Source organism: Caulobacter sp. (genome assembly GCF_049283275.1).
Taxonomy (GTDB): domain Bacteria; phylum Pseudomonadota; class Alphaproteobacteria; order Caulobacterales; family Caulobacteraceae; genus Caulobacter.
Genome location: NZ_JBAPVS010000193.1, coordinates 1 through 15722, shown reverse-complemented (window position 1 = coordinate 15722; position 15722 = coordinate 1). Strand labels below are relative to the sequence as shown.

16 protein-coding genes are annotated in these 15722 nt (G+C 67.9%); 10 read left to right on the top strand and 6 right to left on the bottom strand.

The features are described from left to right. Positions 1–110: 110 nt before the first annotated feature. Positions 111–1274 (bottom strand): AGE family epimerase/isomerase, encoded by a 1164-nt coding sequence (locus WAL33_RS10495; protein WP_422181114.1) that lies wholly within the window; start codon positions 1272–1274, stop codon positions 111–113. A 119-nt stretch (positions 1275–1393) separates the two neighbouring features. Between WAL33_RS10495 and WAL33_RS10490 the strand changes: the two genes are divergently transcribed. The 5 genes from WAL33_RS10490 (at position 1394) to WAL33_RS10470 (ending at position 5855) form a co-directional block, all read left to right on the top strand. Beyond that, on the top strand, positions 1394–1933 hold the full coding sequence (locus WAL33_RS10490; RefSeq protein ID WP_422181112.1) for a D-glycero-alpha-D-manno-heptose-1,7-bisphosphate 7-phosphatase: 540 nt from the start codon (positions 1394–1396) through the stop codon (positions 1931–1933). Between the two features lie 93 nt (positions 1934–2026). Beyond that, positions 2027–2680 carry a fructose-6-phosphate aldolase gene (gene fsa, locus WAL33_RS10485; protein WP_422181110.1) on the top strand — a complete coding sequence of 218 codons (654 nt, stop codon included), beginning with the start codon at positions 2027–2029 and terminating at the stop codon, positions 2678–2680. A gap of 133 nt (positions 2681–2813) precedes the next feature. Beyond that, a complete protein-coding gene (locus tag WAL33_RS10480; protein WP_422181108.1) occupies positions 2814–3047 on the top strand; it encodes a hypothetical protein in 234 nt (77 codons plus the stop codon). 100 nt (positions 3048–3147) lie between these two features. Then, positions 3148–4548 carry a pyridoxal-phosphate dependent enzyme gene (locus WAL33_RS10475; protein WP_422181106.1) on the top strand — a complete coding sequence of 467 codons (1401 nt, stop codon included), beginning with the start codon at positions 3148–3150 and terminating at the stop codon, positions 4546–4548. Between the two features lie 131 nt (positions 4549–4679). Further along, positions 4680–5855 (top strand): trans-sulfuration enzyme family protein, encoded by a 1176-nt coding sequence (locus WAL33_RS10470; RefSeq protein WP_422181105.1) that lies wholly within the window; start codon positions 4680–4682, stop codon positions 5853–5855. Here the strand turns inward: WAL33_RS10470 and WAL33_RS10465 are convergent. Beyond that, positions 5785–6765, bottom strand: a complete 981-nt coding sequence (locus tag WAL33_RS10465; protein WP_422181103.1) for a mechanosensitive ion channel family protein — start codon at positions 6763–6765, stop codon at positions 5785–5787. The two genes, WAL33_RS10470 and WAL33_RS10465, sit on opposite strands and share 71 nt — an antisense overlap. Positions 6766–6911: 146 nt before the next feature. On the opposite strand from WAL33_RS10465, the gene WAL33_RS10460 reads away from it, so the two are divergent. Both WAL33_RS10460 and WAL33_RS10455 read left to right on the top strand, forming a co-directional pair. Next, entirely contained in the window at positions 6912–8072 is a 1161-nt protein-coding gene (locus tag WAL33_RS10460) for a DegT/DnrJ/EryC1/StrS family aminotransferase (RefSeq protein ID WP_422181101.1), read from the top strand. 185 nt (positions 8073–8257) lie between these two features. Beyond that, positions 8258–9478: a multidrug effflux MFS transporter gene (locus WAL33_RS10455; RefSeq protein ID WP_422181159.1), complete on the top strand. Its 1221-nt coding sequence runs from the start codon at positions 8258–8260 to the stop codon at positions 9476–9478. 3 nt (positions 9479–9481) lie between these two features. Here the strand turns inward: WAL33_RS10455 and WAL33_RS10450 are convergent, their stop codons facing one another. Further along, positions 9482–11086: a cisplatin damage response ATP-dependent DNA ligase gene (locus WAL33_RS10450; RefSeq protein WP_422181099.1), complete on the bottom strand. Its 1605-nt coding sequence runs from the start codon at positions 11084–11086 to the stop codon at positions 9482–9484. A 32-nt stretch (positions 11087–11118) separates the two neighbouring features. Further along, on the bottom strand, positions 11119–11817 hold the full coding sequence (locus WAL33_RS10445) for a DUF4349 domain-containing protein (RefSeq protein ID WP_422181097.1): 699 nt from the start codon (positions 11815–11817) through the stop codon (positions 11119–11121). A gap of 371 nt (positions 11818–12188) precedes the next feature. Here WAL33_RS10445 and WAL33_RS10440 point away from each other — a divergent pair, with 371 nt between their 5' ends. Continuing rightward, a complete protein-coding gene (locus WAL33_RS10440) occupies positions 12189–12599 on the top strand; it encodes a PaaI family thioesterase (RefSeq protein ID WP_422181095.1) in 411 nt (136 codons plus the stop codon). Between the two features lie 149 nt (positions 12600–12748). On the opposite strand, the gene WAL33_RS10435 is transcribed toward WAL33_RS10440, so the two are convergent. Continuing rightward, positions 12749–13756 carry a ligase-associated DNA damage response exonuclease gene (locus WAL33_RS10435; protein WP_422181093.1) on the bottom strand — a complete coding sequence of 336 codons (1008 nt, stop codon included), beginning with the start codon at positions 13754–13756 and terminating at the stop codon, positions 12749–12751. A gap of 53 nt (positions 13757–13809) precedes the next feature. Here WAL33_RS10435 and WAL33_RS10430 point away from each other — a divergent pair, with 53 nt between their 5' ends. Both WAL33_RS10430 and WAL33_RS10425 read left to right on the top strand, forming a co-directional pair. Continuing rightward, positions 13810–14307, top strand: coding sequence for a PaaI family thioesterase (locus WAL33_RS10430; protein WP_422181157.1), 498 nt, complete (start codon positions 13810–13812; stop codon positions 14305–14307). After that, positions 14304–14723: a PaaI family thioesterase gene (locus WAL33_RS10425; RefSeq protein WP_422181091.1), complete on the top strand. Its 420-nt coding sequence runs from the start codon at positions 14304–14306 to the stop codon at positions 14721–14723. The genes WAL33_RS10430 and WAL33_RS10425 overlap by 4 nt, the downstream gene beginning before the upstream one ends. A 406-nt stretch (positions 14724–15129) precedes the next feature. Here WAL33_RS10425 and WAL33_RS10420 read toward each other — a convergent pair. After that, positions 15130–15722 (bottom strand): histone deacetylase (locus WAL33_RS10420; protein WP_422181089.1); only part of this gene is annotated, 593 nt, incomplete at its 5' end.

Here is a 15722-nt window from a genome sequence, read left to right as displayed (position 1 = left end):
TCGACAGGCTCAGGATGAGGTTTTTCTAACGTCGCGACCTATCAATGGTCCTCATCCTGAGCTTGTCGAAGGACGAGGACCAGGCCTCTGAGCGTGAATGTCGATACACCCTAGATCCCAGCCTCGACCGCCCGGTCCAGCTCCAGGATGGCGCAGACGATGTGGTAGAACGAGCTGGCCGGCGCGGCCTCGTCGACGAAGGTCCCGTCGGCCCGCAGCTTGTCGCGCCACAGGCCCTTCACCGGCACGTCGAAATACTTCAGCAGGGCCTCGGCGCCATTGGCGGCCGTGCCCCACCAGCGCGCGTCGCCGGTGATCCGGGCGGCCAGCACGCCGGCCTTGATCTGCTCGGTCTGAGCCCACAGGCGGGCGATGTCGTCGTGGACGCTCATGTCATCCAGCAGGGCGAAGATCGCCACGCCACGCTTGGGATCGACGCCGGGGCCTTCGCCGATCGCGATCATCCGCAGGGCCGCGGCGGTCGCGTCGTCGCGGCCCGCCAGCTTGCCCCAGCGCAGCAACAGCCAGGCCCATTCGAACTGGTGGCCCGGCTCGACGATCCGGCCGTCCACGCCCGGGGCGGGGTTCCAGTCGCCGTCGTAATACTCCCGCAGGCCGCCGCTCCTGGGATCGATGAACTTGGCCAGGGCCAGCTGGGCGATCTCGTCGGCCATGGCCCGCCAGCCGCCGTCGGGATCGACGCCGGTCTCGACCCAGGCCAGGCTGGCCTCGAACAGGTGCATGTGCGGGTTGGACAGCAACGGCAGGGTGCGCGGGTTGCTCTCCTCGAAGCCGGCCGTCGGGTGCTTGAGCGTGGCGTAGAGCGCCTGGCGCAGGCGGACGGCCAAGGCGGGCAGATCGGCGCGCTCGGGCAGCACCGAACGGGCCATGGCCAGGCCGAACAAGCCGAAAGCCTGGTCGTAGAGGTCGACCTTGTCGTCCAGGGGCGAGCCGTCGCTGGCCACCAGGGTGCGCATGAAACCGTCGGGGCGGCGGTACTTGCTCAGATAGAAGTCCAGCCCGTGCTCGAGGGCCTGCTTCCACGGGCCGTCCCAGCCCAGCAGGCCGGCCACGGCGTAGGAATAGATCTGCCGCGGCTGAACCCGCGCTCTGCGCGGCGCCTCGACCGGGGTTCCGTCCAGGGCGATCTTCTCGAAGAAGCCGCCCTGGACCTTGTCGGCGCCGACGTTCCACCAGATCGGGAAGGCGTGGTCCAGCGCCCAGGCCTTGAGGTCGTCGCGCAGACGGACAAGGCGGGCGAAGTCGTCGGTCATCTGCGGTCCTCGGGCGGCTCGTGGAACTGCGGTCGTTCTAGGCTGTCGCGCCGGGGTTCGCCAACCCCTGGGGCCCCGCCCGCCTTGTCGCGCCGCGAACCGTGGCTTAAGGCGGGGACATGTCCGCGAATGCGCCGCTGAAAGCCGTCTTCTTCGATCGCGACGGGGTGTTGAACCTCGACCATGGCTATGTCTGCGAGCCTGATCGGTTGGACTGGATAGAGGGGGCCCGCGAGGCGGTCGCCGCGCTGAACGCCGCCGGGATCAAGGTGCTGGTCGTCACCAACCAGTCGGGCGTGGCGCGCGGCTATTTCACCGAGGCCCAGGTTGACGTTTTTCATGCCGCCTTGCAGGCGGGGCTGGCTCCAGTCGGCGGCCGGATCGACGCCTTCTATGTCGCGCCTCACCACGAGGACGCGGTCGAGGCGCGCTATCGCCATCCCGACCATCCGGACCGCAAGCCCAATCCCGGCATGATCCTGCGCGCCCTGACCGATTGGTCGCTTAGCCCCGAGGAGACCGTGCTGGTCGGCGACAAGGACTCCGACGTCGAGGCCGCGCGGCGAGCCGGGGTCGAGGGCCTGCGGTTCCGGGGCGGTGATCTGCTGGCCTTCCTGCGCGAAAGCCTGGGCGAGCGGTTCCCCCAGGTCGATGATTGAGCAGGCCGACGGCTAAGGGACGTTACCGGCTTGGCGTGGGACCACAGGGCGGATAAACGAGCCTGAAACCCCGAAAATAAGAAGCGCAGGCCCATGCAGATCTTCCTCGACAGCACTGACACCAAGGTCATCGCCGACCTGGCCTCCACCGGACTGGTGGATGGGGTGACCACCAACCCGACCTTGATCGCCAAGGCGGGCCGTCCGATGCTCGAGGTGATCGCCGAGATCTGCGACCTGGTGCCGGGTCCGATCAGCGCCGAGGTCGCCGCCACCACCGCCGACGCCATGATCGCCGAGGGCAAGAAGCTGGCCGCCATCGCCCCGAACGTGGTGGTGAAGATCCCGCTGACCCGCGACGGCCTGATCGCCTGCGCCGCCTTCGCCGGCGAGGGCATCTCGACCAACGTCACCCTGTGTTTCTCGCCGACCCAGGCCCTGCTGGCCGCCAAGGCCGGCGCGACCTTCGTCTCGCCGTTCGTCGGTCGCCTGGACGACTACGGCTTCGACGGCATGGAACTGATCCGGGACATCCGCACGATCTATGACAATTACGGCTACGAGACCGAGATTCTGGCGGCCTCGGTGCGCAACGTCGCCCACGTCAAGGACGCGGCCATCGTCGGCGCCGACGTGGTGACCATCCCGCCGGCGGTGTTCGCCGACCTGTTCAAGCACCCGCTGACCGACAAGGGGCTGGAGCAGTTCCTGAAGGATTGGGCCGGAACGGGTCAGTCGATCCTCTGAGGGTCCGAACACTGTTCGATTTCTAAGCGGCCCCGGAGCGATCCGGGGCTGTTTCATTTTGCAATTGCGAAGGTTGTTCGCATTTGCGAGTTCGTGCGTTAGGGTCTCAGTAACCGCTTTCGGGAGCGCGCCCATGAACGCCGCCGACATCGCCGTCGACATCTGCATCGCCTCCGCCGAGGAGGCTCTGCGCTTTTCGGGATTCGTCCAGAGTTTCCTGTCGCGCAACGGCTTTCCGTTCGTGATGATCCACAACGCGCCGGAGCTCTCGGGCGAGCGCCGCAAGGTGGTGTTCGAGGATGTCCTGGTCGGACGCAAGTTCGCCCGCGAATGGCGGATGGACCGGCTCGCGGCCTGCGGGGCCTAGGCCTGCAAGGGCTTGTGGCAAAGCTCGTCTAACGGCGTTTGCGCTTTCGTGAAACCGGCCTAGATTGGGAGATCATTTCTCTCTGTCGCCGAGTTGCGCCATGAACGACCCCAAATTCGGCCTTCCTCCGGTCGTCGGTTCCGCACTCGATCTGATCGGCCACACGCCGATGATCGAGGTTCACAACCTCGACACCGGGCCGTGCCGGCTGTTCCTGAAGCTGGAGAACCAGAACCCCGGCGGCTCGATCAAGGACCGCGTGGCCCGCTCGATGATCGAGGCGGCCGAGGCCGACGGCAGCCTCAAACCCGGCGGGACGATCATCGAGGCCACCGCCGGCAACACCGGCCTGGGCCTGGCCCAGGTGGCGACCCTGAAGGGCTACAAGCTGATCCTGATCGTGCCGGACAAGATGGCGCGGGAGAAGATCCTGCACCTGCGGGCCATGGGCGTGGACGTGCGCCTGACCCGCAGCGACGTCGGCAAGGGCCACCCCGAATACTACCAGGACATGGCCCAGACCCTGGCCCAGTCGATCCCCGGCTCCATCTACGTCAACCAGTTCGAGAACCCGGCCAATCCGTTGGCCCATGAGACCACGACGGCGCCCGAGATCTTCGAGCAGATGGGCGGCGACGTCGACGCGGTGGTGGTCGGCGTCGGCTCGGGCGGCACCCTGACCGGTATCGGCCGGTTCATGGCCAAGCATTCGCCCAAGACGCAGATGGTGCTGGCCGATCCGGTCGGCTCGATCCTCTGCGAATATGTGGCGACCGGCCGCCACGGCGAGGCCGGTTCGTGGATCGTCGAAGGCATCGGCGAGGACTTCATCCCCGCCGTGGCCGACATGAGCCTGGTCAAGCACGCCTATTCGATCAGCGACCGCGAGAGCGTCGAGACCGCCCGCCTGCTGCTGCGCAAGGAGGGCGTTCTGGCCGGCTCGTCGTCAGGCACCCTGCTGGCGGCCGCCTTGCGCTATTGCCGCGAGCAGACGGAGCCCAAGCGGGTGGTGACCCTGGTCTGCGACACGGGCTCCAAATACCTGACCAAGATGTTCAACGACATGTGGCTGGCCGCCCACGGCTTCGACCAGCGCGAGCTGCACGGCGACCTGCGCGACCTGATCGCCAAGCGCTACGCCGACGGCGGGGTGGTGGCGATCGGCCCGGACGACACCCTGCTGACCGCCTACAACCGCATGCGCAGCAGCGACATCAGCCAGCTGCCGGTGGTCGATCACGGCAAGCTGGTCGGCATTCTCGACGAGAGCGACGTCCTGGCCGCGGTCGAGGGGGCGGACGACGACCGCGGGCCCAAGTTCAAGACCCTGGTCGGCAAGGCGATGACCAAGGCGGTCAACACCCTGCAGTCGACCCAGGGCGTCGAGGCCCTGCCGGAGGTGTTCGACCGCGACGAGGTGGCGCTGGTCTGCGACGGCGAGGAATTCGTCGGGGTGATCACCCGGGTGGACCTGATCAATCACCTGCGTATGAGCGCTTAGGCCGCGCTACAACAATCTCGTCCTTCGACAAGCTCAGGATGAGGTTGTTGAATGCCGTCGCTCGAAATAGCCCTCATCCTGAGCTTGTCGCCAAGACAACCTTGGGAACAAGGGCGGCCCAAGGACTTTCCATGACCGACATCCCCGGCAAGAACCGCCTGGCCTTCGCCACCCGCACCATCCACGGCGGCCAGTTCCCCGATCCGACGACCGGGGCGGTGATGGTCCCGATCTACGCGACCTCGACCTATGTCCAGTCCAGCCCGGGCGAGCACAAGGGCTTCGAGTACAGCCGCAGCCACAACCCGACCCGCTTCGCGTTCGAACGCTGCATCGCGGATCTGGAGAGCGGCGCGGCCGGCTTCGCCTTCGCCTCGGGCCTGGCGGCGGCCTCGACGATCCTGGAGATCCTCGACAGCGGCGCGCATGTGATCGCCAGCGACGATCTCTACGGCGGCTCGTTCCGGCTGTTCGACAAGGTGCGCAGGCGCTCGGCGGGCCTGGCGTTCACCTTCGTCGACATGGGCGATCTGGCGGCCATCGAGGCGGCGATCACCCCGGCCACCAAGATGATCTGGGTCGAGACGCCCACCAATCCGATGCTGCGCCTGGCCGATCTGGCCGCCATCGCGGCCCTGGCCAAGAAACACGGCCTAATCACCGTGGCCGACAACACCTTCGCCAGCCCGTTCGTCCAGCGGCCGCTGGAGCTGGGCTTCGACATCGTCATGCACTCGGCCACCAAGTACCTGAACGGCCACTCCGACGTGGTGGCCGGCGTGGCGGTGGTCGGCGACAACGCCGAGATCGCCGAGAAACTGAAGTTCCTGCAGAACGCCGTGGGCGCGGTGCTGGGGCCGTTCGACAGCTTCCTGGCCCTGCGCGGCGTCAAGACCCTGGCCCTGCGCATGCAGCGGGCCTGCGACAGCGCCCTGGCGATCGCCCGGTGGCTGTCGACCCGCAAGGACGTCGCGCGCGTGATCTATCCCGGCCTGCCCACGCACCCCCAGCATGAGCTGGCCAAGCGCCAGATGCTGGGCGGGTTCGGCGGGATCATCTCGGTGGAGCTGAAAGGCGATGTGAACACCGCCAAGCGGATGCTGGAGCGCACGCGCCTGTTCACGCTCGCCGAAAGCCTGGGCGGGGTGGAGAGCCTGATCGAGCATCCGGCCATCATGACCCACGCCTCGATCCCGGCCGCCCAGCGCGCGGCGCTGGGCATCTCCGACACCCTGATCAGGCTTTCGGTGGGGATCGAGGACTGCGAGGACCTGATTGCCGACCTCTCCGAGGCCTTGGCAGTCTGAACAGGTGATGCCCCGGATCGCCGGGCATGACCGGCGAGGGGTCCGGGGCCTTGGACGGGCGGGGCGGCGGCAGGACCCGGGTCGGGTCCTCGGCCCACAGGTGGGCGGCCAGCATCAGGTCGGTCCTGACCGGACCGTAGTCCTCCTTGGCGGTCCAGACGCGGATCGCGGCCTGGGCGAAGGCTTCGGAAAGGTCGACGACCTCGATCATCGGGACAGGGTCCTTGCGCACCCGCGGATCGCCTTCGGCCCGCTCGCGCATCTTCTGCAGCACCGTGACCAGATCGGTCTTCAGCGGAACCTTGAACACCACGTCGGCCCGCCGGTGGCGGTGGGTGGAGTAGTTGAGGATGACGTCGCCGAACACCTTGCTGTTGGGGATCATCACCTTGACGTTGTCAGGGGTGGCGATCTCGGTGAACAGCAGGTCCAGCGACTTGACGGTGCCGTTGCGGGTCGAGGTTTCGATCACGTCGCCCACCTTGTAGGGCCGAAACAGCAGGATCATCACCCCGGCCGCCACGTTCGACAGCGCGCCTTGCAGGGCCAGGCCGATGGCCAGCGAAGCCGCGCCCAGCACGGCGAGGATCGAGGTGGCCTGCACGCCCAACTGCTGCAGCACCGCCACCAGGCCCACGGCCACGACCGCGTAGCGCACCAGGGACGACAGGAAGCTCTCCAGCGTCGGGTCGGGGTTCTTGCGATGCATCCGACCCAGGCCGCGCCGGGCCACGCCCGCCAGCCAGCCGGCCACCCAGAAGGTGACGACCAGGATCAGGGTGGCGACCACCAGGTTCACGGCCAGCTTGCCCAGCCAGTCGAGGAAATGGCCGAGCATCGTCTCGTCGGCCTTGACCTTGGCCAGGGAGGGGAGGGCTTCGGCGGGGATCAGGCTGGGCTTGGTCTGCATGAAGCCCTCGATGGCGCCCCCGCGCCGAACCGTCAACGAGCCAGGTTCGTAGCCGTTCCCATCTCGGCCTCGCTTCGCGCTTTGGAAACAGTCGGTTACATCAATTGGCTCGAACCCGAGCCGATCCGCCTCTAAGAGCGCCGCTCATGAGCATGTCCTTCATCGACCTCGCCGCGCAGCAGCGCCGGATCCGCGACAAGATCGACGCCGCGATCGCCGCCGTCCTCGACAGCGGGGCCTATGTGATGGGTCCGCAGGTGCGCGAGTTCGAGTCCAAGCTGGCGGCGTTCGGCCAGGCCAAGCTGGCGCTGTCGTGCGCCAACGGCACCGACGCCATCGCCCTGCCGCTGATGGCCTGGGGCGTGGGGCCCGGCGACGCTGTGTTCTGCCCATCCTTCACTTTCGCCGCGACGCCCGAAGTCGTGCCCTGGGTGGGGGCGACGCCGGTGTTCGTCGACGTGCTTTCCGACACCTTCAACCTCGATCCCGCCAAGTTGGAAACGGCCATCGCCGGGATCAAGGCCGAGGGCCGGCTGGTCCCCAAGGTCGTGATCGCCGTGGACCTGTTCGGCCAGCCCGCCGACTATCCGGTGCTCAAGGCGATCTGCGACCGCGAAGGCCTGAAGCTGATCTCCGACAGCGCCCAGGGCTTCGGCTGCACCCTGGACGGCAAGCACCCGCTGCACTGGGCCGACGTGGCCACCACCAGCTTCTTCCCGGCCAAGCCGCTGGGCTGCTACGGCGACGGCGGGGCGGTGCTGACCAACGACCAGAACCTGTGGGACCTGATGGACAGCTTCCGGGTGCACGGCAAGGCCGTGGCTCCCGACCTGGTGGGCCGCACGTTCGACCACGACACTAAGTACCTGAACACCCGCATCGGCATGAACTCGCGGCTCGACACCATCCAGGCGGCGATCCTGATCGAGAAGCTGGCCATCTTCGCCGAGGAGATCGACCTGCGGCAGATCGTGGCCGACCGCTACGCCGAGGGCCTGAAGGGCTCGGTGCTGGCCACGCCCAAGGTCATCGACGGCGGCGTCTCGGTCTGGGCGCAGTACGTGATCGAGCATGAGAACCGCGACGGCCTGGCCGCCCACCTGAAGACGCAGGGGATACCGACGGCGGTCTACTACCCCGTGCCGATGCACGTGCAGGCCCCCTATGCGGACTTCCCGCGCGGGGCCGGCGGCCTGCCGGTGACCGAGGCCAAGGCCGAGACGGTGCTGGCCCTGCCGATGCATCCGTATCTGTCGCAAGCCGACCAGCAGCGGATCATCGACGCCATCCGGGCCTTCAACGGTTAGGCGGAGCGGCTTCTGACGGCGGTCCTGGAGGCGGGTCTGTTTGGCGACCGGCCATCCTTGCCCTATATCGCGGCTATCGCGTCTCGCGCCCGCCGGCGCTTCGGCGTCCCGGCCCGTGAAAGAGCGTCATGTCGTCCAGCACCATCGCAAACCCGGCTCGCCCCAACCCGGGGCCCCATCCCGGCATGGGCTTTGGCCAGTTCGTCGCCCTGATCGCGGCGATGATGGCCACCAACGCCCTGGCCATCGACTCGATGCTGCCGGCCATGCCGCAGATCGGCGAGGCCTTGAACGTGGCCAGCGCCAATGAGCGGCAATGGATCCTGACCGCCTATCTGCTGGGCTTCGGCGTGGCCCAGATCGTCTACGGCCCGCTGGCCGACCGCTTCGGGCGCAAGCCGGTTCTGATGGTGGGGCTGTCGCTCTATGTCGTCTTCGCCGCCCTCTGCGCCTTCGCCACTTCGTTCGAAATGCTGCTGACCGCCCGCGTTCTGTGCGGGGTCGGGGCGGCCGCCACGCGGGTGCTGTCGGTCTCGATCGTCCGCGACTGCTACAGCGGCCGGCAGATGGCGCGGGTGATGTCGCTGTCGTTCATCGTCTTCCTGGGCGTGCCGATCATCGCCCCGTCCGTCGGTCAGGCCATCCTGTTGGTCGCGCCCTGGCCGTGGGTGTTCGGCGTGCTGTCGATCTTCGGCCTGGCGGTGATCGCCTGGTCGTGGCTCAAGCTGCCTGAGACCCTGCATCCGCAGGATCGCGTGCCGCTGGAGGTCACCCCGGTGCTGGCGGCGTTCAAGGTGTGCCTGACCAACCGCGTCGCCGTCGGCTACACCCTGGCCGCCACCCTGGTGCTGGGCGGCCTGTTCGGTTTCCTCAATTCGGCTCAGCAGGTGTTCGAGATGCTGGGGGCGGGCCGGTCGTTCCCCCTGATCTTCGCGGCGATCGCCGGCGGCATCGCCGTCTCGTCCCTGCTCAATTCCCGCGTCGTCGGCCGCCTGGGCATGCGGCTGGTCTCGCACGTCGCGCTGTTCGGCTACATCGCCTTCGCGGTGGTCCACGCCCTGGTGGCGGTCAGCGGCCATGAGACCCTGTGGACCTTCTCACTGCTGCAGGCGGGGATGATGTTCTGCTTCGGCCTGGTGATGTCGAACTTCGGCGCCATCGCCATGGAGCCGCTGGGCCATCTGGCCGGCACCGCGGCCTCGGTGCAGGGGTTCATCACCACCATCGGCGGGGCGCTGTTCGGCTTCGGGATCGGCCAGCTGTTCGACGGCACCACCGTGCCCCTGACGCTGGGCTTCGCCGGCTTCGGCATCGCCGGCCTGGTGGCCGTGCTGATCACCGAGAAGGGCCGGATGTTCCATGCCGGTTCGGGCGCGCCGGCCGCCGAGGGGGCGGGGGTCCACTAACCCCTAGTCCAGCATCCGCTCCAGGGTCTCCAGCTCGTCCGCCTCGCGCGACGGCTTGTCCCAGCGGATGCGGCTGATGCGGGGAAAACGCATGGCCACGCCGGACTTGTGGCGGGTCGAGCGCTGCAACCCCTCGAACGCCACCTCGAACACCAGGCCGAACTCCAGGTCGGCGCGCACCGAGCGCACCGGCCCGAACCGCTCGACGGTGTGGTCGCGCACGAACTTGTCGATCTGCTTCAGCTCCTCGTCGGTGAAGCCGAAATAGGCCTTGCCGACGGGCGTCAGGCGCCGCGTCCCGGTGTCATCCTCCTGCCAGACCCCGAAGGTGTAGTCGGAATAGTAGCTGGATCGCTTGCCGTGCCCGCGCTGGGCGTACATCAGCACCGCGTCGATCAGGCGGGGATCGCGCTTCCACTTGAACCACGGGCCCTTGGGTCGGCCGGGCTCGTAGACGCTGTCCCAGCGCTTGAGCATCAGCCCTTCGGCGATCGCCGGGTCGCCTTCCGGCGGCTGGGCGCGCAGGGCGGCCAGGGCTTCCCAGGTCTCGAACGGCTGGATCGGCGACAGGTCGATGCGCGGGCTCCTGGCCTGGGCCACGAAGGCCTCCAGCCGCCGGCGCCGCTCGGCGAACGGCAGGCCGCGCAGGTCGGTCTCGCCGTCCAGCAGCAGGTCGTAGGCCCGGATGCCGGCCGGGAAGGTCGCAAGCTGCTTGGCGTCCACCGTCTTGCGGTTCAGCCTCTGCTGCAGGTCGCCGAAGCTGGCCACCGCCCCGCCCCGCATCACCAGCAGCTCGCCGTCGATCGCGCCCTCGAAGCTCAGGGCCTCGACCACGTCCGGAAAGGTCGCCGAGATGTCGTCGCCGGTGCGGGTGTAGAGGCGCTTCTCGCCGCGCTCGCTGACCGCCTGGACCCGGATGCCGTCCCACTTCCATTCGGCGGCGTAGTCGGCCGGATCCAGCTTGGCGAAGTCGACGGCTTCATCGATGGCCTGGGCCAGCATCACCGGCCGGAATCGTCCGGGCGCGTCGGGCGAGGGCTGTTCCGAACGGCCCTCCAGCCAGGCGAACAGGTCGCCATAGGGCGGGGTCATGGCGTGCCAGACCTCTTCGACCTGGCCGATCTCGACCTGGCCGAAGTCGGCGCAGGCCTGTTTGGCCAGCCGCGCCGAAACGCCGACCCGCAGGCCGCCGGTCATCAGCTTCAGCAGCGCCCAGCGGCCGTCGGGGTCGAGCGCATCGAGCCAGCCCTCGATCAGCCGCTGCACTTCGGTGCGCGAAGCCGTGCGCAGGCTCTCGACCACCTCCGACAGGTCCGGCTCACGGTTGGCGCCGGGCTGTTGCGGCCAGACCAGGGCGACGGTCTCGGCCAGGTCGCCGACATAGTCGTAGGACCAGGCGAACAGTTGGGCGTCCATCCGGCTTTCCACCGCCTTGCGGATGAAGGCCGGCTTGGCCGCGTTGAACGACAGCGCCCCGGTCAGGGCCGCCAGCACCCAGCCGCGCTCAGGGTCGGGCGTCTCGCGCAGGAAGTCCTTGATCAGGGTCAGCTTGGCGTTGCGCGAGCTGGTCAGGGACAGCCGGTCGAGAAGATGGGCGAAGGCGCGCATGGTCGTCCTTCAACGCGCGAGGTGGGTTGGTGTTACTCCGACGCCTTCGGCTTCCGGCCCAGGCGCGGCAGGCGCTTGCGCAGCAGCCAGAGCGGCAGACCGATAATCAGCAGCCAAGGGAGGGCGAAGGCCGCGATCTTCACCAAGAGCCCCAGGCTGGAGGCCAGCGTCGATTGGATGTCGCGCAGGGCCTCGACCAGCACGCCCCACGAACCCGCCGCCCGCGCCGTCGGCTGCTCAGACTGGTAGGTCAGGGTCAGGCTCGAAGTCGCCACCCGAGTCTTCATCACGGCCAAGGTCGATTGAGCCGAGTCGATCTCACCCTGTACGCGCGCCAGCTCGCGCTCGACCTCCAGCAACTCGGCCAGGTCGCCGGGGCGCTCGGCCAATAGCTTTTGCAAGCGGTCGCGCAAGGTGGTCTGGGCCCGAAGTTGGGCCTCGCCGTCGACAATAAACCGGGTCAGATCCTCGCTGCTGACCTCCGAATGGGTCATCCGCCCGCCAGCCGCCTTGAGGTCGCCATCCAGCCGTCCATGCAACTTGGCGACCCACGCCGGCGTAGCCCGAAGCTCGAGCGTGGCGCTGGCGTCCTCGCCCTGGCTCTGTTGGACCGACACCACCTGACAGACGATCGGCCCGGCGTCGACGCAGGCCTTCTGGTGCAGCTGCATCAACGGTTTGACCCGGTTGGCGGGGGCCCAGATGACGTCGTTGTAGACGTAAGCGATCATTGGCGCGGCCACAGCAGTCCCGGTCGGCGGGGCCGGCGCATTGGCAGGTGGAAGGGCGGCCTTGGCGACCGCCGGTGGCTGCATGCCTAGGGAAACGTCCCCCGCGGCCATCTCATTGCCGCCGCCATTCTGGCCGCATCCCGCCAGGATGATGCTTGAAGCCGTTAGACAGGCCGCCATGACGCCGATGCGCATGTGTCTCTTCCCCTTGTCACTAAGGTCAAGCTAACAGGCGCGCACGGAGACGCCAGCATATAATTTACAAGCCTAATATGATGAGCCCCAGTTAGCGGCGTCACGGCGAGCCTTGAAGTCAATTCGAACACCTGTTTGGAATCAATTTCGTCCGATGTCCGGACCAGGAGGCGACCATGACCCCGCCCGAGCCCTTCGTTCCCCATCCGCGCAAGAGCCCGCTGACCATGCCGTGGGAGCCGATCTTCGCCGACATCCGCGAGGACCGCTGGGTTCTGGCGGTGGAGGTGCGCGAGCCGCACACCAATTCGCGCGGCGGCCCACATGGCGGCCTGATCGCGGCCCTGGCCGACAACGCCATGGGTCTGTCGTGCGGCGTGGTGCTGTCCAAGCTCCAGATCCCCAGCAAGGGGCTGATCACGGTCTCGCTGGGCCTGGACTACATCGCCGCCGCCCAGCTGGGCCAGTGGCTGGCCTTCGACACCGACTTCATCAAGCCGGGCAAGAGCCTGTGCTACGCCGAGGCCACGGTGCGGGCCGACGACAAGCCGGTGGCGCGGGCGCGGGCGACGTTCAAGGTGGCGTGACGCCCTCTCCCCTTGCGGGAGAGGGTGGCCTCGCGGAGCGAGGTCGGGTGAGGGGTCGATGGACGGGTCAGCCGCGCACGGCGGATAGGTCTGGGAGACCCCTCATCCGTCGGCTTTTGCCGACACCTTCTCCCGCAAGGGGAGAAGGATCACTCCCCCTCCTCCTCGTCATAGCCCACCAGACGCAGGGCGCGGGCCGGGATGCCCTCCAGGTCGCACCAGCGCTCCAGGGCCTCCTCGCGGCCGTGGGTGATCCACACCTCGCCGGGGCGCAGCTCGTCGAGGGTGGCGGTCAGCTCGTCCCAGTCGGCGTGGTCGGAGATGATCAGCGGCAGTTCGACCCCGCGCTGCCTCGCCCGCGCCCGCACCCGCATCCAGCCGCTGGCGAAGCAGTCGACCGGGTCGGGGAAGCGCCGCGACCAGCGGTCGGCCAGGGCCGAGGGCGGGGCGACGATGATCGCGCCCTCGAAGTCCTTCTTGGTCCCGGTCGTGGCCGGCGCCAGCAGGCCCAGGTCGACGCCGTGGCGGCCGTAGAGGCGGTTCAGCCGTTCCATGGCCCCGTGCACGTGGATCGTCTTGTCCCAGCCGGCCTCGCGCAACAGCCTGATCACCCGCTGGGCCTTGCCCAGGGCATAGGCGCCGACGATGTGCGAGCGCTCGGGGAACTGCTCGACCGATTTCAGCAGGGCGGCGATCTCGCCGGCGTCGTCGGGATGGCGGAACACCGGCAGGCCGAACGTCGCCTCGGTCACGAACACATCGCAGGGCACGGGCTCGAAGGCCGGGCAGGTGGGGTCGCGGCGGCGCTTGTAGTCGCCGGAGATCACGATGGTCATGCCTTTCCATCGGATCACGGCCTGGGCCGAGCCCAGCACGTGGCCGGCCGGGACCAGCGAAACCTCGACGCCGTTGTGGGTGAAGCTCTGGCCATAGGCGATCGGCTCGCGACGCCCCGCGAAATCCTCGCCGTAGCGCTCGGCCATGATCGCCAGGGTCTCGGGCGTGGCCGCCACCACGCCGTGGCCGGCCCGGGCGTGATCGGCGTGGCCATGGGTGATCACCGCCCGGTCCACGGGGCGGACGGGGTCGATGTAGAAGTCTCCGGGCGGGCAGTAGAGCCCGTCGGGCTTCGGACAGATCAGGTCTTGAGGCTTCATCACGATGGATATGGCAACGCGCGCGGCTATAAACCTATCCCATGAGCACGGATTTGAGCGCCGGCGAGCAGCATCGACTGATCGCCAACACCATGAACGAGGGCAGCCCCCAGGCGCGGGCCCTGGGTTTTCAGACCCTGGAGATCGGCGACGCCGTCGCCATCCTGAAGGTTCCCTACCGTCCCGAGATCGTCGGCGACCCGGAGACGGGGGTGATCGCCGGCGGCGTGGTGACCACCCTGCTCGACCACGCCAGCGGCCAGGCGGTGCACGCCGCGCTCAGCCAATGGACCTCGATCGCCACCCTGGACCTGCGCATCGACTATATGCGGCCGGCCCAGCCGGGTCGCGACGTGCTGGCTCGCGCCCATTGCTACAAGGTCACCCGTTCGGTCGCCTTCGTGCGGGCGGTGGCCTACGAGGACGATCCCGAAGACCCGGTCGCCGCCGCCCAGGCCGCCTTCATGCTGGACTCCAGCGCCGGCAAGAAGCCCGGCGCCAACTTCAAGCCGCCGCGTTCCACGACTCCGGGCAAGGGAGACGCCGCATGAGTGACGCCGACACCCGCCTGATCGCCGTCCTCGGCTCGATCCCCTACGCCAAGTTCATCGGCATGCGCGCCGAGCTGGCCGGCGACGAGATGACCGCCATCCTGCCGTTCTCCGACCACATCGTCGGTAATCCGATACTGCCGGCCATCCATGGCGGCGTCCTGGGTGCCTTCATGGAGATGACCGCCCTGGCCCAGCTGTCGGTGGCCGAACCTCTCAAGCGCCAGCCCCGGACCATCGACGTCTCGATCGAGTATCTGCGCACGGGCCGGCCTCTGACCACCTTCGCCCGCGCCCAGATCAAGAAGGTCGGCCGGCGGATCGCCAACGTCCATGTCGAGGCCTGGCAGGAGCAGCGCGCCGCGCCGATCGCCGCCCTGCGCGGCCATTTCCTGCTGACCTCGGCGGAGGACTGACCGGGCGGCGTTCGCCAGGGGTCGAAAGGACAACCCCGGGTTTGCGCCCTATCGACCTTCAATGCGCGGCGAACAGGGGTCTTCGAGGGTAAAATATTGCTACATTAAGCCCGGTAATAGTCACATTACACCCCTGTAATGCGCCTTTTCCGCGACAAAGTTTCTTAAAAACGCTTCATGAAGCAAAGGTAACGGGTGTTCACCATCCCGCGGGCCTATATCCCTGATCACCGGACGCGGACGGCGCGCCGGAGCAACAGGGAACTAAGACAATGACCTTCTCGAACAACGCCTTTTCCGGTTTCGCCAGCATCGTTCTGGCCATGCTGCCCCTCGTCGTGATCGCCGGTTCGCTCGTCTCGAGCTTCTAAGTGATCGCCGCGTAGCTCCACCGGAGCGCGACCCTTCAGGCCTTCAGAGCCTCGCGGGCCGCCCGGTGGAGAAGGGCGTGACGATGCGCCAGACGATCGATGTCGGCGTCGTATCCGCCGCCGATCACCCCCGCCACGGGGATCCCCCTTTCCAGACATGAGCTCAGGACGTACGCCTCGCGCCGCGCCAGGCCTTCGTCGCTCAAACTCAGCCGCCCCAGCTTGTCGTCCGCGTGCGGATCGACCCCGGCGTTGAAGAACACCAGGTCCGGCGCCGTTCGGGCCAGCAGATCCGGCAAGATGCCGGACAGCGTTTCCAAATAAGCCTCGTCGCCCATGCCGTCCGGCAGGTCGACGTCCAGGTCGCTGACCGCCTTGCGGGCTGGGAAGTTCTTCTCGGCGTGCATCGAGAAGGTGAAGACACTGGCGTCGCCCTCGAAGATCCTTGCGGTGCCGTCGCCCTGGTGGACGTCGAGATCGACGACCAGCACCTTGCCGACCGCGCCCTCCGCCAGCAGCCGCCGCGCCGCCACGGCCACGTCGTTGAACACGCAGAAGCCCGCGCCGGTGTCGGCCTGGGCGTGGTGGCTGCCGCCGGCGGTGTTGCAGGCGATCCCGTGCGCCAGCG